Source organism: Geodermatophilus obscurus DSM 43160 (assembly GCF_000025345.1).
Classification (GTDB): Bacteria; Actinomycetota; Actinomycetes; order Mycobacteriales; family Geodermatophilaceae; genus Geodermatophilus; species Geodermatophilus obscurus.
This window is the reverse complement of sequence record NC_013757.1, coordinates 4,522,489-4,548,477: the sequence shown is the minus strand read 5'-3', so window position 1 is coordinate 4,548,477 and position 25,989 is coordinate 4,522,489. Positions and strand designations below refer to the sequence as shown.

24 protein-coding genes are annotated in these 25,989 nt (G+C 74.2%); 17 read left to right on the top strand and 7 right to left on the bottom strand.

Translation table 11 applies throughout. The annotated features are described in order from the left end of the window. Positions 1-14: 14 nt before the first annotated feature. Together GOBS_RS25770 and GOBS_RS21150 are read right to left on the bottom strand one after the other, a co-directional pair. Entirely contained in the window at positions 15-584 is a 570-nt protein-coding gene (locus tag GOBS_RS25770; protein ID WP_012950313.1) for a hypothetical protein, read from the bottom strand. After that, positions 581-1,267 carry a glycosyltransferase family 29 protein gene (locus tag GOBS_RS21150; protein WP_012950312.1) on the bottom strand — a complete coding sequence of 229 codons (687 nt, stop codon included), beginning with the start codon at positions 1,265-1,267 and terminating at the stop codon, positions 581-583. Before GOBS_RS21150 ends, GOBS_RS25770 begins: the two co-directional genes overlap by 4 nt. Before the next feature lie 252 nt (positions 1,268-1,519). On the opposite strand from GOBS_RS21150, the gene GOBS_RS21145 reads away from it, so the two are divergent. From GOBS_RS21145 to glfT1, 4 genes are read left to right on the top strand one after another with little or no spacing between them, the layout of a single operon-like run. Continuing rightward, the gene (locus GOBS_RS21145) at positions 1,520-3,382 is read left to right on the top strand and encodes a glycosyltransferase (RefSeq protein ID WP_012950311.1); all 1,863 of its coding nucleotides are present in this window, start codon (positions 1,520-1,522) and stop codon (positions 3,380-3,382) included. 7 nt (positions 3,383-3,389) lie between these two features. Then, positions 3,390-4,259 (top strand): galactan export ABC transporter permease subunit Wzm/RfbD, encoded by an 870-nt coding sequence (gene wzm / locus GOBS_RS21140; protein WP_012950310.1) that lies wholly within the window; start codon positions 3,390-3,392, stop codon positions 4,257-4,259. A gap of 13 nt (positions 4,260-4,272) precedes the next feature. Next, positions 4,273-5,034, top strand: a complete 762-nt coding sequence (gene wzt / locus GOBS_RS21135) for a galactan export ABC transporter ATP-binding subunit Wzt/RfbE (protein ID WP_012950309.1) — start codon at positions 4,273-4,275, stop codon at positions 5,032-5,034. Next, positions 5,035-5,958 carry a galactofuranosyltransferase GlfT1 gene (gene glfT1, locus GOBS_RS21130; protein WP_012950308.1) on the top strand — a complete coding sequence of 308 codons (924 nt, stop codon included), beginning with the start codon at positions 5,035-5,037 and terminating at the stop codon, positions 5,956-5,958. It begins immediately after the preceding gene. A gap of 119 nt (positions 5,959-6,077) precedes the next feature. Here glfT1 and GOBS_RS21125 read toward each other — a convergent pair whose 3' ends face one another. Further along, entirely contained in the window at positions 6,078-7,997 is a 1,920-nt protein-coding gene (locus GOBS_RS21125; protein WP_012950307.1) for a glycosyltransferase, read from the bottom strand. Between the two features lie 5 nt (positions 7,998-8,002). After that, entirely contained in the window at positions 8,003-9,190 is a 1,188-nt protein-coding gene (gene glf / locus GOBS_RS21120) for a UDP-galactopyranose mutase (protein ID WP_012950306.1), read from the bottom strand. Positions 9,191-9,359: 169 nt separating this feature from the next. On the opposite strand from glf, the gene GOBS_RS21115 reads away from it, so the two are divergent. The 12 genes from GOBS_RS21115 to GOBS_RS21055 all read left to right on the top strand — a co-directional run bounded on the left by GOBS_RS21115 (position 9,360) and on the right by GOBS_RS21055 (position 22,275). Further along, positions 9,360-10,292 (top strand): glycosyltransferase family 2 protein, encoded by a 933-nt coding sequence (locus GOBS_RS21115; protein WP_012950305.1) that lies wholly within the window; start codon positions 9,360-9,362, stop codon positions 10,290-10,292. A gap of 1 nt (position 10,293) precedes the next feature. Further along, positions 10,294-11,391, top strand: a complete 1,098-nt coding sequence (locus tag GOBS_RS21110; RefSeq protein ID WP_012950304.1) for a mannose-1-phosphate guanylyltransferase — start codon at positions 10,294-10,296, stop codon at positions 11,389-11,391. A gap of 125 nt (positions 11,392-11,516) precedes the next feature. Then, on the top strand, positions 11,517-12,287 hold the full coding sequence (locus GOBS_RS21105; RefSeq protein WP_012950303.1) for an SDR family NAD(P)-dependent oxidoreductase: 771 nt from the start codon (positions 11,517-11,519) through the stop codon (positions 12,285-12,287). 175 nt (positions 12,288-12,462) lie between these two features. Next, a complete protein-coding gene (locus GOBS_RS21095; protein WP_012950302.1) occupies positions 12,463-14,100 on the top strand; it encodes a hypothetical protein in 1,638 nt (545 codons plus the stop codon). A gap of 170 nt (positions 14,101-14,270) precedes the next feature. Further along, positions 14,271-15,026 carry a DNA-3-methyladenine glycosylase family protein gene (locus GOBS_RS21090; RefSeq protein WP_243697563.1) on the top strand — a complete coding sequence of 252 codons (756 nt, stop codon included), beginning with the start codon at positions 14,271-14,273 and terminating at the stop codon, positions 15,024-15,026. Between the two features lie 2 nt (positions 15,027-15,028). After that, positions 15,029-17,104, top strand: a complete 2,076-nt coding sequence (locus tag GOBS_RS27790; RefSeq protein ID WP_012950300.1) for a hypothetical protein — start codon at positions 15,029-15,031, stop codon at positions 17,102-17,104. Positions 17,105-17,262: 158 nt separating this feature from the next. Beyond that, positions 17,263-18,390: an FAD-dependent oxidoreductase gene (locus GOBS_RS27785; RefSeq protein ID WP_012950299.1), complete on the top strand. Its 1,128-nt coding sequence runs from the start codon at positions 17,263-17,265 to the stop codon at positions 18,388-18,390. Next, a complete protein-coding gene (locus tag GOBS_RS21075) occupies positions 18,377-19,450 on the top strand; it encodes a glycosyltransferase family protein (RefSeq protein WP_012950298.1) in 1,074 nt (357 codons plus the stop codon). The genes GOBS_RS27785 and GOBS_RS21075 overlap by 14 nt, the downstream gene beginning before the upstream one ends. Beyond that, positions 19,447-20,232, top strand: a complete 786-nt coding sequence (locus GOBS_RS21070; RefSeq protein ID WP_012950297.1) for an NAD-dependent epimerase/dehydratase family protein — start codon at positions 19,447-19,449, stop codon at positions 20,230-20,232. Before GOBS_RS21075 ends, GOBS_RS21070 begins: the two co-directional genes overlap by 4 nt. Next, on the top strand, positions 20,229-21,044 hold the full coding sequence (locus GOBS_RS21065; RefSeq protein ID WP_012950296.1) for a sugar phosphate isomerase/epimerase family protein: 816 nt from the start codon (positions 20,229-20,231) through the stop codon (positions 21,042-21,044). The genes GOBS_RS21070 and GOBS_RS21065 overlap by 4 nt, the downstream gene beginning before the upstream one ends. Then, positions 21,041-21,862 (top strand): glycosyltransferase family 2 protein, encoded by an 822-nt coding sequence (locus GOBS_RS21060; RefSeq protein ID WP_012950295.1) that lies wholly within the window; start codon positions 21,041-21,043, stop codon positions 21,860-21,862. Before GOBS_RS21065 ends, GOBS_RS21060 begins: the two co-directional genes overlap by 4 nt. Further along, complete coding sequence (locus GOBS_RS21055; RefSeq protein WP_012950294.1) at positions 21,859-22,275, top strand: GtrA family protein; 417 nt, start codon at positions 21,859-21,861, stop codon at positions 22,273-22,275. The genes GOBS_RS21060 and GOBS_RS21055 overlap by 4 nt, the downstream gene beginning before the upstream one ends. Before the next feature lie 56 nt (positions 22,276-22,331). On the opposite strand, the gene rfbA is transcribed toward GOBS_RS21055, so the two are convergent. From rfbA to cofD, 3 genes are read right to left on the bottom strand one after another with little or no spacing between them, the layout of a single operon-like run. Continuing rightward, a complete protein-coding gene (gene rfbA / locus GOBS_RS21050) occupies positions 22,332-23,204 on the bottom strand; it encodes a glucose-1-phosphate thymidylyltransferase RfbA (protein WP_012950293.1) in 873 nt (290 codons plus the stop codon). Positions 23,205-23,232: 28 nt separating this feature from the next. After that, complete coding sequence (locus tag GOBS_RS21045; protein WP_012950292.1) at positions 23,233-24,396, bottom strand: coenzyme F420-0:L-glutamate ligase; 1,164 nt, start codon at positions 24,394-24,396, stop codon at positions 23,233-23,235. Further along, positions 24,389-25,348 (bottom strand): 2-phospho-L-lactate transferase, encoded by a 960-nt coding sequence (gene cofD / locus GOBS_RS21040; RefSeq protein WP_012950291.1) that lies wholly within the window; start codon positions 25,346-25,348, stop codon positions 24,389-24,391. Before cofD ends, GOBS_RS21045 begins: the two co-directional genes overlap by 8 nt. Before the next feature lie 232 nt (positions 25,349-25,580). Here cofD and GOBS_RS21035 point away from each other — a divergent pair, with 232 nt between their 5' ends. Continuing rightward, positions 25,581-25,919 (top strand): WhiB family transcriptional regulator, encoded by a 339-nt coding sequence (locus GOBS_RS21035; RefSeq protein ID WP_012950290.1) that lies wholly within the window; start codon positions 25,581-25,583, stop codon positions 25,917-25,919. Positions 25,920-25,989 lie beyond the last annotated feature (70 nt).

Sequence of the window (25,989 nt, the reverse complement as noted above, 5' to 3'; positions counted from 1 at the left end):
TGTTCCAGGCGGGGTCAGGCGGTGCCGGCGCCGTCGGCGCCCGTGGCGGGGCCGGGCCAGCGGGCGGCCTCCAGCTTGCGCAGCCGCTCCTCGTAGAGCGCGATGCCGCTGAAGCGGACCCGGATCCGCTCGTGCTCGCGCACCACGTCGTCGAGCAGGCGGCGCGCCTCGGTCAGGTTCCCGGGGCTGCCGACCTCGACCGGCGTCTCCGCACGCTCCCGGTCGGCGATCCGCACCTCGAGGGCGGCCACGTGCGGCCCGATCCGGTCGACGTCGAAGGAGACCCGGCCGTGCTGCTCGCGCAGCCCGGCCAGTTCGTCGGACACCCGGCGCACCTCGTCCTCGAGCCGGCGCACGTCGTCGGCGAGGGCGTCGCAGCGCTCGTCGACGGTGCGGCGCAGCGCGTCGAGGCCGGCCTGCAGCTCCGCACGCAGCCCGGCGTCCACGTGCTCCACGCGGTCGCGCACGCCCTGCAGCGCCGGGTCGGTGCGGACGGCGACGACGGTGTCGAGCTTGTGCTGCACGCGCGCCCACAGCGGGTTGATCCGGGCCGCGACCGCGAGCCGGCGCAGGGGGCCGCTCACCGGAGGTACTCCGCGGTGCCGTCCTCGACCCAGCTGCGCAGCATGGTGGCCTCCGCGATGAGCTCGTGGTCCCCGGTCAGGACCGAGGCCCCGCCGTAGGCGTGGTCCCAGGTCGACTGCACCGGGGTCCAGATGAAGGAGAACCCGGCGAGCAGCAGCCGCGCGTCCGGGTAGAGCAGGCGCGCCAGCCAGGCCGCGACCGTGCCGGTCGTCGCCCAGCGCGGCTGGGCCGGGTCGAAGCCGAGCGCGCGGGACAGCGGCTGGTGGACCTCGCGGTTCGGGATCGGCACCAGGCCGAGGTCCGGAGGCCACCAGGCGGGCAGCCGCTCGACGTCGGCGTACATCATCCCCGGCTCGTTGTAGAGGTAGAGCCGGGAGCGGTAGTCGGCGAAGACCCACGGCGTGGCCTCCAGGGCCCACTGCGTGACGACGACGTCGGCGCGGGTGCCCAGCCCCCGGGGGTGCCGCGGTCCGTCCAGGGCGAAGCCGTTCACGCGGAACACCAGGTCGGCCGCGTCGATCGTCGCGGCCCGCTCGGGGTCGGGGGACACCGGGGCGTTGCCGACGACCGCGACGGTCCCGACGGGAGTGCGGCCGGCGTAGGCGTCGACCAGCCGGGCGACGACCTCCAGCCCGCTCGTCACCGGGGTCGGCGCCCCGACCTGTGGGTCTGCGACTGCCATCGCGGCGACGGTAGCAACCGCGCGTGGGACGGACTGGTTCCGCCGGGGTGCAGCGGCCCTCCTGGGAGGGTTGTGACGGATGGGGTCCCGTTCTGCCGGCCCTCCGGCCGTCGGGAGGCGGCGCGGTTATGCTGCGGTCATCGAAGCCGGTCGAGCGACGCGTGTCGCCGTGACCGGTGGGTGGTCCACGCCCGGTCGACCGCCGCGCCACCTGGACCCGTCATGCCGTCGTCCTGAGGACTGCACAAGCCTATGACCACCACCTCCGCCGAGCCGCCCGTCGCCGAGACCGAGTCGACGCCAGGCGTCGCCGGGCTGGCGCAGCGCCTCCTGACGCTGCCGCCGGCACCAGGTCTCCCGGTCGAGCTGTACGCCAAGCGCCTCCGCGGCCACGTGGACCTGGAGCGCACCTCGTTCCGGCTCGCCCCGCACACGGTGCTGTCGACCAACACCTACTCCGGTCGCGTCCCCGCCTCCTACTGGCAGCGCTGGACCGCCGTCCGGGAGATGACCTTCCAGGCGGAGACCTCGGGGGAGGGGCGCGTCGAGCTGTACGCCAGCGACCCCACCGGGGAGGAGCGCTTCCTCACCGGGACCACGGTGTCGGGCGAGGACCGGGTCTCGATGACCGTCGCGCTCGACCGGTTCGTCGACGGCGGTGCCGTGTGGGCGGACTTCTCCAGCGGCGACGCGGAGCTCCGCGTGTCTTCGGGCCGGTGGACGATCCCGCACCCGCCGCGGTCGCGGGAGACCGCCGTGGTGATCTGCACGCACAACCGTCCCGCGGACTGCGTGAAGACCCTGCAGACGCTCGCCGCCGACCTCCCGGCGCTCGACGCGCTCGACACCGTCTACGTCGTCGACCAGGGGGACAGGCGGGTCTCCGCGCACCCCGACTTCGAGCAGGTCTCCGCCGCCCTCGCCGGCCGGCTCCGCTACATCACCCAGGCCAACCTCGGCGGCGCCGGCGGCTTCACCCGCGGCATGTACGAGATCACCCGGGGCGGGTCCGAGCAGCACGCCAACATCCTGTTCATGGACGACGACATCGTCCTCGAGCCGGAGTCGATCATCCGGATGACCGCGTTCGCCAACTCGGCGCGTGAGCCGGTGATCGTGGGCGCGCAGATGCTGTACGCGCTGCACCCGAAGCGGCTGCACACCGGTGCGGAGTTCGCCGACCTGGTCACGCTGCAGGCGGGCAAGGTCGTCCCCGGTGCGCTGTGGAACGCCGACCTCACCGAGGAGAACCAGGAGGTCCGGGTCGACGCCGACTACAACGCCTGGTGGAGCGCACTGCTGCCCTCGGAGATCGTCTCGGCGACCGGCTACCCGCTGCCGGTGTTCTTCCAGTGGGACGACATCGAGTACGGCTACCGCGCCCGCGAGAACGGCTTCACCACCGTCACCCTCCCGGGGGCCGGGGTCTGGCACGCCGACTTCACCTGGAAGGACCAGGACGACTGGTCGCGGTACTTCAGCATCCGCAACAGCCTGATCACCTCGGCGCTGCACACCGGGTTCGACAGCCGGTCGATCGCCGTCACGCTGTTCGGTCGCCTGGTGGCCTACGTCGCCGGGCTGCAGTACGGCCTGGCCGCCACCGTCATCAAGGGCATCGACGACTTCCTCGCCGGCCCGGAGATCCTGACCGACGGCGGGCAGCGGGTCCTCGGTGAGGTCCGTGAGCTGCGCAAGGCCCACCCCGAGACCGTGCGGCACGACGCCGCGCAGGTCCCCGGCGTGCCGTTGCGCGGCGAGCCCATCGCGCGGGCCCTGCCCGACCCGTCGGCGTTCCGCGCGGTGCTGGCCAAGCGCCTGCTGTGGCAGCTGACCGGGCGCACCGCCGGCTCGGCGGCCATCACCGCGGACGACGCCCAGTGGTGGCACGTCTCCCGGTACCGCCGGGTGATCGTCACCGACGCCTCGCAGGAGGGCGTGCGCGTGCGCGACCTGGACCGCGACCGGGCCGCCGCGCTGCTGCGCGAGAGCGCCGCGGCCTGCTACCGGCTTGCCCGGCAGGGCCCGGCCGCCGCGCAGCAGTACCGTGACGCGCTGCCGCAGCTGACCAGCCGCGAGAACTGGCGGCGCCTCTTCGGCGCCGACGCCGAGTAGGTCCGGCATGTCAACGAGCGGCACCACCGCGACCACCACGCCGGACATCCCGCCGCACGTGCGACCCCCCGGCCGCGACTTCCGGTCCGCGTTCCGTGACCTCGCGCGCGGCTGGGAGCAGCGCGAGCTGTGGCTGCAGCTGGGCTGGCAGGACATCCGCCAGCGCTACCGGCGCTCGGTCCTCGGCCCCATCTGGATCACGATCAGCATGGCGGTCACCGCCATCGCGCTCGGGATCCTCTACTCCGCGCTGTTCGGCCTCGAGCTGGCGGAGCTGCTGCCGCACGTCCTCGTCGGGATGATCGTGTGGACGTTCATCGCCGGGTGCATCTCCGAGGGGTCGGAGGTGTTCGTCGCCAACTCGGGGCTGATCACCCACCTCCCGGCCCCGATCAGCATCCACGTGTACCGGCTGGTGTGGCGCCAGACGCTGTTCTTCGCGCACAACCTGATCGTCTACGCCGTCATGCTCGTCGTCTTCCCGCAGCCGCTGTGGTGGACCGACCTGTCGGCCTTCCTGGCATTCGGCCTGCTCGTCGTCAACGGCACGTGGGTGGCGCTGCTGATCGGCATCGTGAGCACCCGGTTCCGCGACCTGCCGCCGGTGACCCAGAGCATCGTGCAGCTGCTGTTCTTCCTCACGCCGATCGTCTGGATGTACGACGTCCTGCAGGCGAACCCGGCCGTCGCCGAGCGGGCACGGTGGGTCGAGATCAACCCGCTGTTCCACTTCGTGGAGCTCATCCGCCGGCCCATGCTGGGTCAGGACCAGGAGTGGCACACCTGGTTCATCGTGATCGGGATCGCCGTGGTCGGCTGGGCGATGACCCTGCTGGTCATGCGGCGCTACCGCAGCCGCGTCGCGTACTGGGTCTGAGGAGAGCATCACCATGGTGAGCATCGACGTCCGCGACGCGAGCGTGGACTTCCCCATCTTCGATGCCAAGTCGCGCTCCCTGAAGCACACCGTCCTCGGTGTGGTCGGCGGCAACGTCGCGGCCAACGAGCGCAAGGTCGTCGTCATCGAGGCGCTGCACAACATCAACCTGCACGTGTCCGAGGGCGACCGGCTGGCGCTGGTCGGTCACAACGGCGCCGGCAAGTCGACCCTGTTGCGGCTGCTGTCGGGCATCTACGAGCCCACCAGCGGCCAGGCCCTGGTGCACGGGCGCGTGGCACCGGTCTTCGACCTCGGCGTCGGCATGGACCCGGAGATCTCCGGCCTGGAGAACATCCTCGTGCGCGGTCTGTTCCTCGGGATGAGCCGCAAGCAGATGGAGGCCCGGGTCGACGACATCGCCGAGTTCACCGAGCTCGGCAACTTCCTGCACATGCCGCTGCGCACCTACTCGACCGGCATGCGGGTGCGGCTGGCGCTGGGCGTCGTCACCAGCATCGACCCGGAGATTCTGCTGCTCGACGAGGGCATCGGCGCGGTCGACGCCGCGTTCCTCGAGCGGGCCAAGGGGCGGCTCAAGGACCTCGTGGACCGCGCCGGCCTGCTGGTCTTCGCCTCGCACTCCAACGACCTGCTCAAGCAGCTGTGCACCTCGGCCCTCTGGATGGAGCACGGCACCATCCGGCAGCAGGGGCCGCTCGAGGAGGTCCTCGACGCGTACAAGGGCCGCGAGCACGCGCCCTCGGGGGGCTGAGTGTCCGAGGCGGCTCAGCAGACGCCCACTCGTCCCGACGACGAGCGCGTCGTCGCGGTCATCGTCACCCGGCACCGGCCGGAGTCCCTCGCACAGGCGCTCAAGGCGCTGGCGGTGCAGACCCGGCCGGTCGACTCGGTCGTCGTGGTCGACAACGGACCCGACCAGCCGGCCGAGGAGGTCGTGCGGGCCAGCGGGCTGCCGCACACCTACCTGCTGTCGCAGGCCAACCTCGGCGGTGCCGGGGGCTTCGCCCTGGGGATGCTCACCGCCCTGGCCGAGGGCGCGGACTGGGTGTGGTGCGCCGACGACGACGGCCGGCCCGCCGACGAGCACGTGCTCGCCACCCTGCTGTCGGTGGCCCGGGAGCGCGGGCTGGCCGAGGTCTCGCCCGCCGTCGCCGACATCGACGCACCCGGCAGCTTCGCCTTCCCGATGCGCTCCGGGCTGCGCTGGAAGGGGGAGCGCGACCGCCTCGGCGGCGACTTCCTGCCCGGCTACGCGTCGCTCTTCAACGGCGCCCTGTTCGCCGCCGCGACCCTCGCCCAGACCGGCGTGCCGGACCTGCGGCTGTTCGCCCGCGGCGACGAGACCGAGATCCACCGCCGGCTGGTGCGCGCGGGGCTGCCCTTCGGGACCGCGCTGCACGCGACCTACCTGCACCCCAACGGCCGGGACGAGTTCAAGCCGATCCTCGGCGGGCGGCTGTCCGCGCAGTACCCCGATGCCGACTGGAAGCGCTACTACACCTACCGCAACCGCGGGTACCTGATGCGCCAGCCCGGGATGCGCTGGCTCTTCCCGCTGGAGCTGGTCCGCTTCTCCTGGTTCTTCCTGGTGACCCGGCGCGACGTCGCCGGGTACCGCGAGTGGCTCCGCCTGCTGCGGGCCGGCCGCCGCGAGCGGTTCACCCCCGCGGCCTGACGGCCACCGCACCCCGCCGTCGTCGTGCCGTGCGTGCCCCTGGCGGGGCCCCTCCCGGACGCCGGACGGCCCGGCACCCCTCGCGAGAGGGGGCCGGGCCGTCCGTCGGAGCGGGTGGGTCACGCCTGGAAGACGCTCACCCAGTTCTCCGCCGAGGTCAGGTCACCGTAGGAGTCGCGGTACTGCTGCTTGGCGCGGGGGAAGCGCCGGGCGATCTCCAGGTTGAGCCGCACCGACTCCCGGGCCAGCCGCCAGAACGTCGCGGGGTCGCGGCGGCGCACCGTGACGCCCCGGCCGTCGGCCGTGGCGACCGAGGCGCTGTCCAGCTGCGCCAGCACGAACCACTGGGCGTCGCGGGCCGGCAGCTCCACCTGGGGCCGGCCGTCGGCGTCCTGGACCGGCCGCACGTTGTTGCGCAGCGCCTGCAGCGCGGCGCGGGCGATCGCGCGCTTGGCCACCGGCGGGTGCACCATGCCCTCGGTCGCGTCCTGGCCCATCTGCGGCAGCGGGATGCGGGCCCGCTCGGTGATGACCTGACCGTCGGAGTACCGCGCCCGCTCGGCACGCACCTCGGCCAGCACGCCGGGCAGCTGCCGGAAGAGTTCCTGCGGGCCGGCGAGGAAGTCGCGGTAGGCCTTCAGGTGCAGCGCGACCGCGGAGTACTCCAGCCGGAACAGGTGCCGGATGTCGGCCCGGACGTTCTCGCGGACGATGTCCTCGGCCCGCTTCAGCGGGCTGTGCAGGGCGGCCACGATGAGCTGGTTGCGGGCGTGGAAGTACGCTTGCCAGTCGCTGACGTCGTCCTTGTCGGTCCAGGACAGGTGCCAGATCGCCGCGCCCGGGAGGGTCACCGTGCGGTATCCGGCAGCGCCGGCCCGCAGGCCGTACTCGGCGTCGTCCCACTTGATGAACAGCGGGAGCGGCAGCCCGATGTGCTCGGCCACCTCGCGGGGGATCAGGCACATCCACCACCCGTTGAAGTCGACGTCCACGCGACGGTGCAGGTGCCGGGCGTCGCGCAGCGACCAGTGCGCGAAGTCGTGGCCCGCCGCGGCATAGGGGGCCGGACGCCACCTCATGAGCCGGCGGTCGATGCTCTCGCCCATGGAGTGCAGCACCGAGCGATCCTGCAGGGTGAGCATCTGCCCACCGACGAGGGTGGGCTCGTCGGTGAACCGGGCGAAGGTCAGCGCCCGGTGCAGGCTGTCGGCCTCGAGCTGGACGTCGTCGTCGAGGAAGACCAGGTGCGTGGCGTCGGTGGTCGTCAGCGTCTCGTGCATGGCACGGGCGAAGCCGCCGCTGCCGCCGAGGTTGCCCTGCTCCACCAGGTGCAGGCGGTCGCCGAGCTGGTCGGCCACCTCGGGGAACGAGGCCTCGTCGCACACCTTGAGGTTGCCCTGGTCGGCGACGACCACCGCGGCGAGCTCGGCGTCGAGCACCGGGTCGGAGGCGACCGTCTGCAGCGCGGCGACGCAGTCGACCGGACGGTTGAAGGTGCAGATGCCGACGGCCAGCCGCCCCGGGCGCAGCGGCTCCCGGTCGGCGTACCAGCCGGCGTCCTCGATGATCGTGTCGTCGTCGGCGGTGACGTCGAACCAGTACCAGCCGCCCTCGACGAAGGGGGTGAGGTCCAGGTCGAGCTCGACCGTCCGGCCCTGCCCCTCGACGGTGGTGCCCAGGGCGTGCAGCACGTCGCCGTTGCCCTTGGAGCGGTACACGTCGATGCGGCAGGTGCCTGAGATGCGCAGCTGCAGCGTCACGCTGGTCAGGGAGGTCCACCGCCGCCAGTAACCCGCCGGGAAGGCGTTGAAGTACGTGGCGAAGGAGACCTCGTCACCGGCCGAGAGGTGCCCGGTCGACCGGGAGGCGACGTGCACCTTCTCGGACCGGACCTCGTCGAGGTAGAGGGCGCGGACCTTGCGCGGGTCGGCGCCGCGCGGCATGAGGACCCGCTGGAGGAGGGTCACGGCCCGGCCGGGGGCCAGGTCCTCGGCGGCCAGGTCGGCCACCACGTCGGGGGACACCGCAGTGGTCGTCATCGGGTTCAGTCCTCCAGGCGGCCGTCGAGGGAACCACCCTCGGCGAAGAACGGGCGGATGCGGTTCTCGTACATGGTCAGCGCCGAGCCGATCGCCATGTGCATGTCGAGGTACTTGTAGGTGCCGAGGCGCCCACCGAAGAGGACCCGCTTCTCGGCGGCCTCCTTGGCGGCCAGCTCGCGGTAGCGCTCGAGCTTGGCCCGGTCCTCGGCGGTGTTGATCGGGTAGTACGGCTCGTCGCCGGTCTGGGCGAAGCGGGAGTACTCGCGGACGACGACGGTCTTGTCGGTCGGGTAGTCGCGCTCGGGGTGGAAGTGCCGGAACTCGTGGATCCGGGTGAAGGGCACGTCCTCGTCGGCGTAGTTCATGACCGAGGTGCCCTGGAAGTCACCGACCGGCAGGACCTCGGTCTCGAAGTCCAGCGTGCGCCAGCCGAGCTCGCCGGCCTCGTAGCCGAAGTACTTGTCGATCGGGCCGGTGAAGACCGTCGGCACGTCCGAGGGCAGCTCGTCGCGGACGTCGAAGTAGTCGGTGTCCAGCCGCACCTCGATGTTCGGGTGGTCGGCCATCCGCGTGAGCCAGGCGGTGTAGCCGTCCTTCGGCAGACCCTCGTAGGTGTCGTTGAAGTACCGGTTGTCGAACGTGTAGCGCACCGGGAGGCGGGCGATGACCGCGGCGGGCAGGTCGGTCGGGTCGGTCTGCCACTGCTTCTTCGTGTAGCCGCGGATGAAGGCCTCGTACAGCGGGCGGCCGATCAGGGAGATCGCCTTCTCCTCGAGGTTGGCGGCCTCGGCGGTGTCGATCTCGCCGGACTGCTCGGCGACGAGGGCGCGGGCCTGCTCGGGGGAGAAGCTCTTGCCGAAGTACTGGCAGATCGTGGCCAGGTTGATCGGCAGCGAGTACGTCTTGTCCTGGTAGATGCTGAAGACGCGGTGCTGGTAGTTGGTGAACTCGGTGAACTGGTTGACGTACTGCCAGACCCGCTCGTTGGACGTGTGGAACAGGTGGGCGCCGTAGACGTGCACCTCGATGCCGGTCTCGGGCTCGGGCTCGGAGTAGGCGTTGCCCCCGATGTGGCTGCGGCGGTCGATGACCAGCACGCGCTTGTCCAGCTGGGTGGCGACCCGCTCGGCGACCGTGAGGCCGAAGAACCCGGAGCCGACGACGACGAGATCAGGACTGGCTTGAGTCACGCTTGGCGACTGTACCGGCGCACAACGGCCCCACCGGGCCGAAACGGGGACTGGTGTGACGGGCCCGTCCCCCTCGTCACACCGGTTCCCTGGAGTCCCACAGGGCGCGCCCGTGAGGACCTCGGGGTGCGCCCGGCGACGCCGTTCCCGGCCTCGTAGGGTTCCCCGCGTGAGCGCACCACCACCGACCGTCCCCCTCCGCGTGGTCGCGGTGACGTACTCGCCCGGCGAGGTCCTCGAGGGGTTCGTCGAGTCGCTGGCCGAGGCCACCACGCGGCCGGTCGAGGTGGTGCTCGCCGACAACGGCTCGACCGACGGCGCCCCCGAGCGCGCCGTGGCCCGCCACCCGCACGTCCGGCTGCTGCGCACCGGCGGCAACATCGGCTACGGCGCCGCGGTCAACGCCGGGATGGCCGGGTTGACCGACGGGTACGCCCTCGTCGCCAACCCCGACGTCCGCTTCGACCCCGGCTCGGTCGACGAGCTGCTGGCCGTGGCCGCCCGGTGGCCGCGCGCGGCCACCGTCGGCCCGGCGATCCGCACGCCGGAGGGCGAGCTCTACCCCTCGGCCCGCGACCTGCCGCGGCTGTCCACCGGCGCCGGGCACGCGCTGCTCGGCTGGGCCTGGCCGGGCAACCCGTGGACGGCGCGCTACCGGCGCGAGCGCGAGGCGCCCCGCGAGCGCCCGGCCGGGTGGCTGTCGGGCTCCTGCCTGCTGGTGGACGTGGCGGCCTTCTGGTCGGTCGGCGGCTTCGACCCCGGCTACTTCATGTACTTCGAGGACGTCGACCTCGCCGAGCGGCTCACCCGCCGCGGCTGGCTGCACGTCTACGCGCCGTCGGCGGTGGTGGAGCACGAGGGCGGGCACGCCACCCGGCGTCAGCCGCACCGCATGCAGCGTGTGCACCACACCAGCGCGCTGCGCTACCTCTCCGGGCAGTACCCGCTGCGCCGCCACGCCCCGCTCCGGCTGGCCCTGCGCGCCGGGCTGGGCGGCCGGATGCTGGTGTCCAACGTCAGCGGCCGCGTGGCCGCCGGCGCCCGCTTCCAGCGCCGCGCCGAGGGCGTCGGCCGAGCGGTGCGCCGCCGTGGGAGGAGCTGAGGTGCGGCACGCGGTGATCATGGCCGGCGGCTCGGGGACGCGGCTGTGGCCGCTGTCCCGGGGTGGCCGCCCCAAGCAGTTGCTCGACGTCGTCGCCGGCGGGGACGGCGGGGCGCACAGCCTGCTCGCCGAGGCCTTCGCCCGGCTGGAGACGGTGCTGCCCGCCGACCGCATCTGGGTCTGCACCGCCGCCCGCTACGGCGAGCAGGTGCGCGCCGCCCTGCCGCGGCTGCACCCGGACCGGCTGGTCCTCGAGCCGGTCGCCCGGGACACCGCCAACGCCGTCGGCCTGGCCGCGGCCCTGGTCGCCGACGTCGACCCCGACGCCGAGCTGGCCGTGGTCAGCGCCGACCACGTCATCCGGCCGGTCGAGCGGTTCGCCGCGGCGCTGACCACCGCCTACGACGCCCTCGCCGCGCGGCCCCGCTCGCTGGTGACCCTGGGCATCCGGCCCACCGCACCGGCCACCGGCTTCGGCTACGTGCAGCGCGGCGCGGCGACCGGGGTGCCCGGCGTCGCCGAGGCGGCGTCCTTCCGCGAGAAGCCCGACCGCGCCACCGCCGAGGCCTACCTCGCCTCGGGGGAGTACCTGTGGAACTCGGGCATGTTCGTCTGGCGGGCGTCCACCGTGCTGGAGGCGCTGGCCGACCACCTGCCCGCGAGCGCCGAGGGCCTGGCGCGGGTCGTCGCCGTCCCGGCCGGGCCGCAGCGCGACGCCGTGCTGGCCGAGGTCTTCCTGACGCTGCCGAAGATCAGCGTCGACTACGCCGTCCTGGAGCCCGCGGCCACCGAGCCGGGGCGGGTGCTGGTCGCCGACCTCGACGTCGACTGGCTCGACGTCGGCTCGTGGCCCGCGCTGGCCCAGACGCTGGAGCGGGTGGGGGAGGACGCCGTCTCCGGGCTGGCGTTCACCCTCGACAGCGCCGGCAACATCGTCTTCAGCGACGACCCCGACCACCTGGTGGCGCTGGTCGGCGTCCGCGACAGCGTCGTGGTGCACACCGCCGACGTGACGATGGTCTGCCCGGTGGCCGACGCCGAGCGGGTCAAGCAGCTGCTGACCGCCGTCGAGGAGAGACACGGCTCGCGGTTCAGCTGACGGAGGACCTCCCTGCCCCCCGCCGCACCGCGGCCCCGTCCAGAGGTTCGCCGCGAGCCTGCGAGCGGTGAGGACGGGGTCCTCCTGCCTGCAGGGAGGCCGGCCTCCGGGATAACTTGCGGGACGTGAAGAACTTCGACGTCGCCGCTGTCGTCTCCGGTGGGGCCTCCGGCCTCGGCGCGGCCACCGTCCGGGCGCTGGCCGCCCGAGGGGCCGCCGTGACGGTCCTCGACCTGCAGGAGGAGAAGGGGAAGGAGCTCGCCGCCGAGCTGGGCGGGCACACCACCTTCGTGCGCACCGACGTCACCGACGCCGACTCGGTGCAGGCGGCCGTCGAGGAGGCCACGGGGAAGGACCGGCCGCTGCGGATCGCGGTCAACTGCGCCGGCATCGGCTGGGCGCAGCGGACCGTCGGCAGGGGCAACGTCCCGCACGACCTCGACCCGTTCGTCCGCACCGTGATGGTGAACCTGGTCGGCACGTTCAACGTGCTGCGGCTGGCGGCCGCCGCGATGGCCGCCACCGAGCCGGGGGAGGACGGCGAGCGCGGCGTCGTCGTGAACACTGCCTCGATCGCCGCCTACGACGGGCAGATCGGGCAGGTCGCCTACGCGGCGTCCAAGGGCGGCATCGTCGGCATGACGCTGCCGGCGGCGCGCGACCTGTCGAGCGTCGGCATCCGGGTCTGCACCATCGCCCCCGGGCTGGTGGACACCCCGCTGCTGGGCAGCCTGCCGGAGGAGGCGCGGCAGAGCCTGGCGGCCGGCATCCCGTTCCCCAAGCGCCTCGGCCGCCCGGAGGACTTCGCCCAGCTGGCCGTCGACCTCGTCGAGCACGGCTACCTCAACGGCGAGGTGGTCCGGATGGACGGCGCGCTGCGGATGGCGCCGCGCTGACCCGTCCGCCGGGAGTGGACGCACGAGCACCGTGGGACGGGTGGTGCGGACACGCCGGCGGACCGGGCGCGGCGCCGGGAGCCGCACCTACAGTCGCTCGACGGGGCCGCTGAGGGGCGGCGCCCGAGGGTGGTGGCCGGCGGTGCCGTCCACCACAGGGAGCGGTTCTAGACGCATGGCGAAGACGACCACCACGGCCACCGGGCCGACGCCCGGTGAGGCGTCCACCGGACGTCGCGCCGTGCTGTCGAGGGCGCGGGCCCGGGCCGAGCGCTCCTGGCCCGCCCGGCACTGGACGCCCACCCTGGTCGTCCTGGGCGCGGCCCTCTTGGTCGGCAACGTGCTGCCGCTCTACCCGGGCTTCATGTCCTTCGACTCGGTCATGCAGCTGGGCCAGGCGCTCGACCCGTCGACGCTGGCCGACTGGCACCCGCCGGTCATGACGGCCCTGTGGTGGCTGCTCATGGCGCTGACCGGGGGCAGCGTCGGCAGCATGCTGGTCGCGCAGCTGGGTCTGCTCTGGACGGGGCTCACGCTCCTGGCGGTGCACGTCTTCCGGCGCAGCGGGCGCAGGCTGCTGTCCCTGCTGCCGCTGCTGCTCGGGGTGCTGCCGCACGTCGCCAGCACGTCCGCGGTCATCTGGAAGGACGGCCAGCTCGCCTTCGCGCTGCTCGGCGCGGTCGTCCTCCTGCTGTTCGTCCGCCGCGGGCTCGACCGCGCCTGGCTGCGCTGGAGCGCGGTGGCCGTCGCCGTCCTGCTGCTGGCCTACGCCGGCGCGGTCCGCTACAACGCGCTCCCGGCGATCGTCCCGCTGCTGGTCCTCCTGACCTGGCCCGGGGCGCGGCAGGCCCGGCGGTACCGGGTCGCGCTCGCCGCCGCCGCCGTCGTCGGCGCGCTCGTGGCCACGCCCGTCATCGACGCCGTCCGCCCGGTGCAGGAGACGCACCCGGCGGCGAGCGTCATGCTCGACGACGTCCTGCACCTGTACTCCCTAGAGGAGCTGCGGTCGGCCGAGGTCAGCCCGCCGCTGCGGGACTACCTGGTCACCCTCGCCACCACGTGCCCGCCGGAGACCCGCGACGTCAACTACACGTGGCGGTGCGCGAACACGACGGGGACCATCCCCGCGGTCTTCCTGACGCACGCCGACGAGCTGCAGGGCCTCTACCTGCGCGGCATCGCCGGGCACCCGCTGGACTACGCCGCCTTCCGCGTCCGCGTCTTCGGCGAGTTCCTGCACACGCCGCCGGACGAGGTCTTCGTCTCCTGGTCCACGATCGGCGAGAACCCGTACGGGTTCGTGTTCGAACCCAACCCGGCGTCCCGCGCGCTGGAGACCTACGTGGCGATCACGGCGCGGGACTTCGGCTTCGTCTTCATGCCCTGGACCTGGCTGCTGGCGGCGCTCGTCGTGCTCGGGCTGGGCTGGCTGCGGCGGGCGTCGGCGGAGCACGCCGACGTCGTGCTCGCCCTAGCAGCGTCCTCGGTCCTCTACGTCATGACCTACCTGCCGATGGTCATCGGCTACGACTACCGGTACGTCTACTGGCCGGCCATCGCCGTGAGCGTGGCCGCGGTGCTCCTGCTGCTGGACCGGCGGACGGCGGAGGCGGGCGCGGACCCCGGGCCGGCGGACGTCGCCGGCGGGCTGCCGGTGCGCGACGCGACCGCGCCGATGGACCTCCGCCCGGTCGGGCAGCCGGTGTCCCCGCCCCGCGCTCCCACGGCACGGGCGGGGGCAGGCGCCGGGCCTACGCTCCCCCCAGCGCGGGTGGCGCCCGCGCAGCCCTCTTCCCCGGGGAGCACGTCCTGACCAGCACCACCCTCGAGGCACCACCGTTCCAGGGCGCCTGGCGGCCGGACTGGCCGCTGGACCTCCGGCGCACCCTCTTCCCGCACCAGCGCAGCGCCGGCGACCCGGCCCTGCGCTACGTCGACGACGACTGCTGGCGCACGGTCAGCACGCCCGACGGCCCGGCGACCGTGCACCTCACCGTCCGCGGCGGCGAGGTGCGGGTGTCGGCGTGGGGGCCCGGCGCCGAGCGGGCCGGGGCAGCGGTGCCCGCGTGGCTGGGCGCCGAGGACCGCCCGGAGGAGTTCGAGCCGGGCGGGCACCCGCTGCTCGCCCGCGTCCACCGCGCCTCACCGTGGCTGCGGCTGGGCCGCACCGGGCGGACCTGGGACGCGCTGGTGCCCGCCGTCCTCGAGCAGAAGGTGACCGTCATCGAGGCCCACCGCGTGTGGCGGGCGCTGCTGCGGCTGGCCGGCGAGCCGGCGCCGGGCCCGGCGCCCGCGGGCATGCGCGTGGTGCCCACCCCCCAGCGGGTGCTCGCGGTTCCGGACTGGGAGTGGCACCGGTGCGGCCTCGACGGCGCCCGGCGCCGGGCGCTGCGGGCGGTGGCGAGCGTGGCGGCCCGGCTGGAGCCGGAGGAAGCCGTGGACTGCGCGGACCTGCAGCGTCGGCTGCAGACGGTGCCCGGCATCGGCGTCTGGACGGCGGCCGAGGTCGTGCAGCGGGCGTTCGGCTGCCCGGACACGGTCAGCTACGGCGACTACCACCTGAAGAACCTGGTCGGCTGGTCGCTGGCCGGCCGCCGGACCGACGACGACGGGATGATGGAATTGCTCGAACCCTGGCGCGGACAGCGGCAGCGCGTGGTCCGGCTGCTCGGCATCGGCGGCAGCCGCCCGCCCAGACGCGGCCCGCGGGTCGCGCCGACGAACTACCGCCGGATCTGAGGATGGCCTCCTCCACCTCCACCAGGTCCGCGCCCGAGCTGCTCGACACCGACCCCCGCGGGGACGACGCCGGACGCCCGTCGCGGCTGCTCGCCGCGCTGCCCGCCACCCTGCTGCTGTTCGCCCTCGTGGTCGCGGTCACGCAGGCGTGGCGCTGGTGGCACGAGGTGCCGACGTTCCACATGGACGGGGCCTTCCAGACGGCCAGCGGGCTCTACCGGCTGGCCGACGGGCAGTGGCCGGGGCGGGACTTCTTCCCCTACCTCGGCATCGCGCCGGTGCTCGTCCTCTACCCGGTGTTCGCCCTCCTCGGCGGCGAGCTCACCGACACCGTCTTCGCCGCGCGCCTCGTGGCCGTGCTGACGTTCGAGGCCGTCATCGGGCTCCTGGCGGTGCTCGTCGCCGGGCGCCGTCCGCTGCGCGCGCTGGCGTGGGGGGCGGCCGCCGCCGCGCTGCTCGTGGTGGTCGCCGAGCTCGTGGCACCGGGGCTCTGGGGTGCCTGGAACGGCCTGCTGGGCGCCGCCGCCCTCCCCGGGAACAGCCTGCGCCCGATCCGGGGGTTCGCCCCGTACCTGCTGGCCGCGGTCGCCTACGTCCTGCTGCGCCGGGGCTGGACGGTCCGGCGGGCCGCGGTGGTCGGCGCGAGCGCCGGCGTGGTGGCGGCGCTGTGGTCGAACGACTACGGGCCGGTGTCGGGCGGCCTGCTGCTCGCGGTCGTGACCTACCAGGTGCTGCGCCGGGGGTGGGTCCCGCGGCTCCCCGGACTGGCCGCGCTGTGGGGCGCGGCCGCCGTCGGGTACCTGGTCGCCGGTCTCGTCGCGACCGCCGGCCACCTGCCGTCGCTGCTGGCCTACAACTTCTCCGACGTCCGCAACGACCAGTTCTGGTACTTCGGCCCCTGGACCGAGCCGTTCCGCGTCTTCTCGGTCGGCGACCTGCTGCGGATCATGGCCGACGAGCTGTCGCTGTACCCGCTCGCCCTCCTCGCGGGGGTGGCGGTCCACGCCCTGGTGCGCCGCGGCCTGGGTTCGCTGCTGGTCACCTACCTCGGGACGGCGACCTTCCTCGGCGGGCTGATCGGGACCGTCGGCGGGCACGTCGCGGACTACTTCTGGGCCTTCGCGCTCTGGGGGTACGCGGTCACCGCCGTGGGCGCGGTGCGGCTCGCCGCCCTCGCGCTCGGGCGCCTCCCGGCGCTGCGCACCCCGGGCACGGCGCTCCGGCTGACCGGCGCCGCCGCGACGGTCGCGGTCCTGGCCGTGGCCGGGACGGCCGCCGTGCAGGACGCGCGGCACAGGGGCGGGCTGTTCGCCGCGGACCCCCGGTTCGGGTACGACGCAGGGCTGGGTGGCTACCTCGACGCCGCCTTCGTGCCGCAGGTGCAGGCGGCGCGGGAGCGCGAGGCGCCGGTCGTCGAGGAGTACCTCGGTCTGTCCGGCGTGGTCGACGGCCCGCCGTCCGCCTCGGTGGACTCGGTGATCGCCGCCCTCGGCCGGCAGCGGGAGGCGTTCGGTGCGCGCCTGGCCGACCGGCCGGGCCTGGTGGTGACGACCGCGCCTGGGACGAACGAGTGGGTGACCTGGAACCTCAGCGCCAACTGGTGGTTCTACCGGGACCTGTTCCAGGGGTACGCCCCGGTCCCGGCCTCGCCGCTGACCCTCGGCTGGACGCCGGCCGAGCCGGCGACCTGGGCGGAGGTCCCGTGCCGCACGGAGGGGTCGGAGGTCGTCGTCGAGGCGCCCACAGCCGGCCTGTACGAGGTCGCGCTGCGCTACCGGGGCCCCGGGCAGGGTGCCCGTGCCTTCACGATGGTCCGGAACGACATCAACGTCGCCGTGGATGCCGACGGCTACGTCGCGCTCGACCCCGGCGCCCGCGAGCAGCGCTTCCCGGTGGCGGTGCGCGACCCCGGGTCGGGCACGACCGTGCTCGCGACCCGCGACGTCCCGGGGGACGGCGGCCCGCTGACGACTCTCGAGTCGTGCACGGCGTCGTCGATCACCTACCCGGAGGGAGCCGACACGGCGGCGCTCTACGGTCGGCTGCTCGCTCCGCCCCCGCCGGCCGAGGGCGGCTGAGCGCGCAGCGTCCCGGTGTGAGCCGCGTGACGGGTGTGACCGCAGGAGCCGGGTGCGGCGCCGTGTCGACACGTCGACGTGACGCAACGTGGCGGTGCACGTACGCTCCAAGAGGCCCGCGGTGCGCGCGGGCGCCTCCCCGAGCAGGAAGACGCCGAGTGTCCCGATCGTCCCGCGCGGACCGCACGGCCGGCCGCGACGGCACTCCGCACGGCGTCGTCCTGGTGGTGGGCGGTGGCTTCTACGGCTGCTCGCTGGCGACGCACCTGGCCCGCCAGGGCGCGCGGGTGACCGTGCTGGAGGCGCGGGCCGACCTGCTCGGCGGGGCCAGCTACTTCAACCAGGCCCGGGTGCACGGCGGCTACCACTACCCGCGCTCGCTGCGGACGGCCGGCCGCAGCCAGGCCTCCTACGAGTCCTTCACGGCCCGCTACGCCTCCTGCGTCGTCGACGACTTCCTGTGCGTCTACGCGGTGGCCCGCGGGTCGCTGACCAACGCCCGCAAGTTCCGCCGCGTCTGCGACCACATCGGCGCGCCGCTGATGGACGCGCCCGCCTCGGTGCGCCGGCTGTTCAACCCGGCCACGGTCGAGGCGTCCTGGGTGACCCGGGAGGCGGTGTTCGACGCGGTGCGGCTGCGCGAGCTGGTCCGCGAGGAGATGGCCGACGCCGGGGTGGCCGTGCGGCTGGGCACCCCGGTGGCGGGCGTGGCGGAGACCGCGTCGGGTGCCCTCGTCACCCTGGAGACGGGCGAGGTCCTGGCCGGGGACCGGGTGCTGGTGTGCACGTACGGCGAGGGGATCGACATCCTGCCGCGGGGCGTCGGGTACGCCGGCCTGCACTGCGAGCCGTGCGAGATGGCGCTGGTGGACCTGCCGGAGCCGCTGCGCGGGAAGGGCGTCACCGTGATGGACGGCCCCTACTTCTCGCTCATGCCGTTCCCGTCCACGCCCTTCTCCACGCTCAGCCACGTCCGGTACACACCGCACGGCGCCCACCCGACCTACGAGCAGGCCGCGGCGGCGCTGCGCGCGGGGCTGACCACCCGGGCGGACTGGATGATCCGGGACGCGGCGCGCTACGTGCCCGCGCTGGCCGGCGCCGTCCACCGGGAGTCCCTGTGGGGCGTGAAGACCGTGCCGGCCCGTCGCGACGGCGACGACGCCCGGCCGATCGTCCTCCGCCGGTCCGACGGCGGCCGCGTGCTGTCCCTGCTGGGCAGCAAGATCGACAACATCGGTGACGCAATCCGAGTGGCTGAGGAGCACCTCCGTGACGCTGTTTGAGACCCACGGCCCCGGGGGGAGCGAGACGGGGAGGCCCCGGCCCGACGTCGTCGTCCGCACGCCCGCGTCGTCGGCCCGGTCCGGCACCTTCCTCAGCGTCGTCGTGGTCGCCGACGGGGCGACGGACGGGATCGAGCGGGACCTCACCGCCCTCGACGCCGCCGTCGCCCGGGCGTACCCCGTGCACGAGATCGTGCTGGTCCTCTCCGGGTCCCGCAGCCGGCTGGCCTGGGCCCGCGCACTCGCCGAGCGGCAGCCGAACCTCCAGGTGCTCGGCCTGGTGCAGCCGGTCCGGGACGAGGTCGCCTTCACCGCCGGTCTCGACGGCGCCCTCGGCGACGTCGTGGTGACCGCGCGCCTCGGGGTGGACGCGCCCGAGGACGTGGTCCGCTGCGCGGGCATGGTCACCGACGAGACCGCCGTCGTCGTGGGGGTCGACCGCCGCGCCCCGGCCGGCCGCCGGCTCGCCCTGCGGCTGAGCCGGGCGCTGGCCAGCCGCAGCATGGGCGAGGAGATCGCCACCGTCAGCCTGGGGCTGCGCGGCTACAGCCGTCCGGCGCTCGACGCGTGGCTGCCCCGCCGGGACCGGGACCGGGTGCTGCGCATGCTGCCGTCGATCTCGGGCTACCCGTGGGCCGTCCTGCCCTACGAGTCGGGGGACCGGCAGCACCCGCGGCAGGCCAGCAGCTTCCGGCAGGTGGTGCGGTCGATCTTCTACGCCAGCGGCCGGCCGCTGCGGGTCGCCGTCGGCATCGCGCTGGTGACCAGCCTGGTCAACATGCTGTACGCGCTCTACGTGGTGGCCGTCGGGCTGTTCCGGGGGGCCGTCGAGGGCTGGACGTCGATGAGCCTGCAGATGAGCTTCATGTTCTTCATGCTCAGCGTGGTCATCGCGATCATGGCCGAGTTCATGTTCCAGTCGAACGAGACGGCCAACGAGCGCCCCATCTACCGGGTCGCGTTCGAGGCCACCAGCTCGGTGCTGGCGGCGCGGGACGCGCTCAACGTCGACGCCGAGGCCGCCGCGGTGCAGGACGCCGACGACAGGGTCCGGCCGTGACCGGCCGCGCCCGCCGGGCGCTGGTCGGCTGGAGCGGGTTCGTCGGGGGCTCCCTCGACGCCCGGATCACCCCGGTCGCCCGGTTTCGCAGCACCGACGTCGACCAGCTGCCCGCCGCCGACGTCGACGAGGTCGTCTGCGCCGGCGCGCCCGCGGAGAAGTGGCGCGCCAACGCCGAGCCGGACGCCGACTGGGCGGGGATCCGCCGGCTGATCGACGCCCTCGACGGCAGCCGTGCGACGTCCTGCGTGCTGGTGTCGACGGTGGACGTCTTCGCCGACTCCCGCGGCGTGGACGAGACGACCCCGGCCGACACCACGCAGGAGCAGGCCTACGGCCGGCACCGGGCGCTGCTCGAGGAGTTCGTCCGCGAGCGGTTCGACGACGTGCTGGTCGTCCGGCTGCCCGGCATGTACGGCCCCGGGCTGAAGAAGAACCTCGTGTACGACCTGGTCCACCAGCCCGAGGCGCGCTTCGCCCACGAGGACTCCGGCTTCCAGTTCTACGACGTGCGCGACCTGTGGGGGCACGTGCTGCTCGCCCGGGACGCCGGGCTGTCCGTGGTGAACCTCGCGACCGAGCCCGTCACCTCGGCCCAGGTCGCCCGCGAGTGCTTCGGCGTGGACTACCGCTGCGACGACCGGCCGTGGGTCGCCTACGACCTGCACACCGCCCACGCCGCCGAGCTCGCCGGACGCGAGGGCCCGTACCTGCGCTCCGCGGACGAGGTGCTCACCGGCATCCGCACCTGGGGCGCCCGGCTGCCGGCGGGACGGGCATGAGGCTGGCGTTCTCCAACCTCGCCTGGCCGGCCGACCTCGACGCGGCGGTGCTGCCCGAGCTCGCCGAGCGGGGCTTCGGCTCCCTCGAGGTGGCGCCCACCCGGCTGTGGACCGACCCGCTGGCCCAGGACACCGACGAGGTGGCCGCGGCCCGTGCGGCGGTCGAGGCGACCGGGCTGCGCGTCGTCGCCCTGCAGTCGCTGCTCTTCGGCCGCCCGCAGTTCCAGCTGTTCGGGGACGCTGAGGCGCGCGCGGGCCTCACCGAGCACCTCCTCGGGATGGCCCGGCTGGCCTCGGGCCTGGGCGCGACCCGCCTGGTGTTCGGCTCGCCGGGCAACCGGCGTCGCGGGGACCTGCCCGTGGCGCGCGCCGACGAGATCGCCGCCGAGGTCTTCGCCGGCCTCGGAGCGCGTGCCGCGGACCTCGGCGTGTGCTTCTGCATCGAGGCCAACCCGACCGTCTACCGGTGCGACTGGCTGACCGACGCGGTCGCCTCGACCGCCTTCGTGCGCGCCGTCGACTCGCCCGGCGTCCGGCTGCACCTGGACACCGCCTGCATGGCGCTGGCGGGGGACGACGCCGTCGAGCGCGTCCGCGCGGGGGCCGACGTGCTGGCGCACGTGCACGCCAGCGCGCCGCAGCTCGGCCCGGTCGGGCCGGAGGGCCCGGTCGACCACGAGGCGGTCGCCGCGGCGCTGCGGGCCGCGGACTACGGCGGGCACGTCTCCGTGGAGATGCTGCCGCCCAGCGAGGACGACCTGACCGGCGCCGTCTGGCGCACCGCCGAGTTCGTGAGGAAGACCTACTCGTGAGCAGCGACCTGCGGGCCACCCCCGACACCACCGGCTGGGCGGTGCCCCGCGGCGACGTGCACGTGCTGCGCCCGCGCGCCAGCCGCTACTGCGTCGTGATCCCGGTGATCAACGAGGGCGAGCGCGTCCTGGGCCAGCTGCGCCGGCTGCGCGACCTCGGGCTGGACCTCGACGTGGTCGTCGCCGACGGCGGCAGCACCGACGGCTCGAACGACCCGGAGCTGCTGGACGGCCTCGGCGTCCGGGCGGTGCTGGTGAAGCGCGACAGCGGGAAGCTCAGCGCCCAGCTGCGGATGGGCTTCGCCTTCGCGCTCACCGAGGGGTACGAGGGCGTCATCACCGTCGACGGCAACGGCAAGGACGACGTCTCGGCGCTGCCCCGGTTCGTCGCCGCGCTCGACGCGGGCGCAGGCTTCGTCCAGGGCTCCCGCTACGTCCCCGGCGGCGAGGCGGTCAACACCCCGCGCGAGCGGCACCTGGCCATCAAGTTCCTGCACGCCCCGGTGACGTCGCTGGCCGCCCGGACGCGGTACACCGACACGACGAACGGGTTCCGCGGCCACTCGCGGGCGCTGCTGCTGGACCCGCGGGTCGCGCCGATGCGGGAGGTCTTCGACACCTACGAGCTGCTGGCCTACCTGCCGATCCGGGCCGCACGGCTGGGCTACCGGTGCACCGAGGTGCCGGTCACCCGCGCCTACCCGGACGCCGGCGACGTCCCCACGAAGATCCACGGCCGGCGCGCCCAGTTCGCGCTGGTGGAAATCCTGCTGCGGGCCGCGCTCGGGCGGTACGACGCACCGCGGCGGCAGGGGTGAGCCGCGCGCGGGTCGCCGTCTTCGGTCGGTTCGTGCTGGTCAACGTCCTCAACACGGGCCTGTACTGGGGGCTCTACCTGCTCCTGCTGCTGGTCACCCCGTACCTGGTCGCCAACACGCTGGCGCTGGTCGTCGCCGTGCTGGTGGCCTACCTGGCCAACGTCCGCTACGCCTTCGGCGTCGCTCCGTCACGGAGGCGGCTGCTGCGGTACCTCGTCGCCAACGGGACGACGGTCCTCCTGCGGACGGCGGTCGTCTGGGTGCTCGTCGCGCTGCTGTCCCTCGACGAGCAGCTCGCCCCGCCGGTGGCGGTCGCCGTCACGATGCCCGCGGCCTTCCTGCTCACCGGGTGGGCCATGGCGGAGCGGCCGGACCGCCGGCCCGCCGGGACGGTGGCCGCAGCGGCGGCCTGAGCCACCGCGCCGGGCCATCCCGCAGCCGGCTGCCGGTGATCAGCGGGCGAGCGCGCTCACAGGACGGGGTCGTCGAGCAGGCGGATCAGGTAGTCGCCGTAGCCGCTCTTGCCCAGCGGCTCGGCAGCGCGGCGCAGGCCGTCGTCGTCCAACCAGCCCTGCCGCCAGGCGACCTCCTCGATGCAGCCGATCTTGAGCCCCTGCCGCTCCTCGACCACCGACACGAACTCGGTGGCCTGCCGCAGTGAGGCGAACGTGCCGGTGTCCAGCCACGCCGTGCCGCGGTCCAGGACGGTCACGGTGAGCCGGCCCTCGCGCAGGTAGTGCTCGTTCACCGCGGTGATCTCCAGCTCGCCGCGGCCGCTGGGCCGGATGCCCCGGGCCACGTCGACCACCGACGACTCGTAGAAGTACAGCCCCGGGACGGCGTAGGAGCTCTTCGGCGCCGCCGGCTTCTCCTCGATGGACAGCACCCGGCGGTCGGTGTCGAACTCGACGACGCCGTACTCCTGCGGGTTGGCCACGTGGTAGGCGAAGACGTGCCCGCCGTCGGGGTCGGGCAGCCGACCCAGCGCGGTGCCCAGGCCCGCCCCGTAGAAGATGTTGTCGCCCAGCACCAGGGCCACCGACTGGTCCCCGACGAACTCCGCGCCGATGAGGAAGGCCTGCGCCAGCCCCTCCGGCCGCGGCTGGACGGCGTACTCGATGCGCATCCCCAGCCGGGTGCCGTCGCCCAGCAGCGCGCGGAACGCCTCCTGGTCGCCGGGGGTGGTGATCACCAGCACCTCGCGGACGCCGGCCATCATCAGCGTCGAGAGCGGGTAGTAGACCATCGGCTTGTCGTAGACCGGCATCAGCTGCTTGCTGACCGCCTGCGTGATGGGGAACAGGCGGCTGCCGGTGCCCCCGGCCAGGATGATCCCCCGCATTCCGGCGAGGCTACCGGCGCGGCGGAGCTCAGGACGCGGGCGAACCGAGCCACAACCTCCCGACGAGTGAGCTCCCGCCGGGGGTGCCCACCGGCTCCCAGCGGGTCGTCCAGCCCTCGGCGTGCAGCTGGATCACCACCGCACCGACCAGCGCCCCGAGGTTGAGCGCGGCGGTCGTGGTGGCCCGCTCCGGCAGGTGCACGTCGACCACGCCGTCGCCCTCGCCGCCGTAGCGGAGGACGACCGGGAACTCCGGCAGGGCCGCGGTCGCCACCCGGAAGGCGGCGGCGACGGCGTCCAGCTCGCCGTCGCGGGGGACCAGGTCCGCGCCGGGCACGCGCGTGGCCACCAGGTCACGGCTGCCGTAGGGGAACAGGTCGCCGGGACCGAGCCGGACCAGCGGCCGGGTGCCGGCGTCCTCGTCCGGCGGGTCGAACGGCAGCCCGCGGACGACGGCCACCGGGATGCCGGCCAGCTTGCCCTTCACCAGGTCCGCGGCGGCCGCCAGCTCGTCAACCAGGGCGACCTGGGTGGTCTCCAGCCGGTTGCCGTGGGCGTCGACGGCACCGCGGTGGTCGACCAGCGCGGGGATGCCCGCCGAGCCGACGGCGACGTCGGTCAGCCCGTCCCGCCAGGTGCGGCCGAAGGTGTCACTGACGATGACCGCGACCTCGACGCCGAGCATCTCGCGCAGCCGGTCGCGCAGGGCCCGGGCCGACGCGTCGGCGTCCTCCGGCAGCAGCACCAGCGCGTCGCCGGACACGTTGGAGGCGTCGATCCCGGCCGCCGCGACCACCCAGCCCTGCGGCGTCTCGACGATCTTCAGCGGGCCGCGCCGGGCGACCACGCGCACCGTCTGCGCGTCGATCGCCCGCTGCCGCACGGCCTCCCGGTCCTCGCCGGGCGCGACGGGTACCAGTCGGCCCTCGACCTTGGACACCACCTTGGAGGTGACGACGACGACGTCGCCGTCGGCCAACCAGGGCGCGGCGCCGGCGACCGCCGCGGCGAGGTCGTCGCCGGGGGAGAACTCCGGCAGGCCGGCGACCGGGTGGATCGAGATCCCACCCGGGACCGCGGGGGGTGGCCCCCCTGCAGGCGGAAGGACCCCGTCCTCCTCACCCCTCGCACGCTCGGGGCGAGCCTCGGGACGGGGCCGTGGTGGGGGGCAGGAGGGTCCTTCTTCAGACACCAGCGGCGTCCAGCGCGGCCCGCGCCATCGCCGCGGTCGCCTCGGGGGAGGACATGAGCAGCGGGACGGCGCGGACGTCGACACCGGGGACGTCGGCCGAGTCGCCGGTGTGCACCAGCCAGGCGTCGAGCAGCCCGCCGGCGGAGCGGGCGCCGTAGTGCCGCCCGACCCCCTCGGCGCTGACCTCGACGCCGAGGACCGGCAGGCAGCGGTCGGCCATCCCGCGCACCACCGCGCCCGAGACGATCGGGGAGAGGCCCACGACCCGGCCCGGGGTGGCCAGCAGCGCCTGCCGCAGTCCGGGGACGCCCAGGATCGTGCCGACGGACACGACCGGGTTCGACGGCGCCAGGAGCACCGCGTCCGCGCCGGCGAACGCCTCCGCCACCCCGGGGGCCGGCTTCGCGGCGTCCACCCCCACCTGCACGAAGGCGCGGGCCTCGGACTCGGCGCGGTGCCGCACCCACCACTCCTGGAAGTGCACCGCCTGCTGCCGCCCGGTCTCCGGGTCGGCCACCACCACGTGGGTCTCCACCCGCTGGTCGCTCATCGGCAGCAGCTCCACGCCGGGCTGCCAGCGGTCGGCGAGCGCCGCGGTCACCTGGGACAGCGGGTAGCCGGCGTCGAGCATCCGGGTGCGCACCAGGTGGGTGGCCAGGTCGCGGTCGCCCAGGCCGAACCAGGTCGGCTCGGCGCCGTAGGCGGCCAGTTCCTCCTTGACCGTCCAGCTCTCCCCGGCCCGGCCCCACCCGCGCTCGGTGTCGATGCCGCCGCCGAGGGTGTACATGACGGTGTCGAGGTCCGGGCAGATGCGCAGCCCGTGCATCGTCACGTCGTCCCCGGTGTTGACCACGGCGGTGAGCCGCGCACCGGGGGCGGCCGCGCGGAGTCCGGCCAGGAACCGGGCCCCGCCGACCCCGCCGGCGAGGACGACGATGTGCACGAAAGTCATCGTGCCCGATGGGCACTTGTCCACTGTTCGCCGGGCGTGTCGAGGTGTGCAGCGAGAAGTGACGAACACCCCGTGACTGCTGGGGCCGGTGTGACGCGGCGCTTACACCGGGCGGAGTTGACGCCCCCACAACGACACGCGTGTAATTCCGGCGGTGTCAACGAGTGCCGAGCGGCCCGGGAACGTCCCGTGGAACGCACATCGGGACGGCAGCGAGAGGGGACGCATCGTCATGGCAGAGGTCTCGTGGTTGAGCGACTACGTCAGCGCGTCGGAGCGGAACGCCGACCGCGGCCCGGCGGGCCACGAGCAGGGCTTCGTGGGTCTGTGGAGCCTGGGTCTGGAGGCCGAGGCCCAGTCCTGGCAGGAGCGCGCCCTCTGCGCCGAGACCGACCCCGAGGCGTTCTTCCCGGAGAAGGGCGGCTCCACCCGCGAGGCCAAGAAGATCTGCACCGGCTGCGAGGTCAAGGCCGAGTGCCTCGAGTACGCGCTGGCCAACGACGAGCGCTTCGGCATCTGGGGCGGGCTCTCCGAGCGTGAGCGCCGCCGGCTGCGCCGCCGCGCCGTCTGAGGGACGCCCCCGTCCTCTCCGCGCGACGCTTGAGGGGCCTCGTCCCGGGCCCGGCCCCTTGCAGGGTCCC

What these genes read in the sequence shown, in the direction of transcription:
- GOBS_RS21150 (WP_012950312.1), bottom strand. Translation starts at nt 1,267, where the DNA reads ATGGCAGTCGCAGACCCACAGGTCGGGGCGCCGACCCCGGTGACGAGC.
- GOBS_RS21145 (WP_012950311.1), top strand. Translation starts at nt 1,520, where the DNA reads ATGACCACCACCTCCGCCGAGCCGCCCGTCGCCGAGACCGAGTCGACG.
- wzm (WP_012950310.1), top strand. Translation starts at nt 3,390, where the DNA reads ATGTCAACGAGCGGCACCACCGCGACCACCACGCCGGACATCCCGCCG.
- wzt (WP_012950309.1), top strand. Translation starts at nt 4,273, where the DNA reads ATGGTGAGCATCGACGTCCGCGACGCGAGCGTGGACTTCCCCATCTTC.
- GOBS_RS21125 (WP_012950307.1), bottom strand. Translation starts at nt 7,997, where the DNA reads ATGACGACCACTGCGGTGTCCCCCGACGTGGTGGCCGACCTGGCCGCC.
- GOBS_RS21095 (WP_012950302.1), top strand. Translation starts at nt 12,463, where the DNA reads ATGGCGAAGACGACCACCACGGCCACCGGGCCGACGCCCGGTGAGGCG.
- GOBS_RS27790 (WP_012950300.1), top strand. Translation starts at nt 15,029, where the DNA reads ATGGCCTCCTCCACCTCCACCAGGTCCGCGCCCGAGCTGCTCGACACC.
- GOBS_RS21065 (WP_012950296.1), top strand. Translation starts at nt 20,229, where the DNA reads ATGAGGCTGGCGTTCTCCAACCTCGCCTGGCCGGCCGACCTCGACGCG.
- rfbA (WP_012950293.1), bottom strand. Translation starts at nt 23,204, where the DNA reads ATGCGGGGGATCATCCTGGCCGGGGGCACCGGCAGCCGCCTGTTCCCC.
- cofD (WP_012950291.1), bottom strand. Translation starts at nt 25,348, where the DNA reads ATGACTTTCGTGCACATCGTCGTCCTCGCCGGCGGGGTCGGCGGGGCC.
- GOBS_RS21035 (WP_012950290.1), top strand. Translation starts at nt 25,581, where the DNA reads ATGGCAGAGGTCTCGTGGTTGAGCGACTACGTCAGCGCGTCGGAGCGG.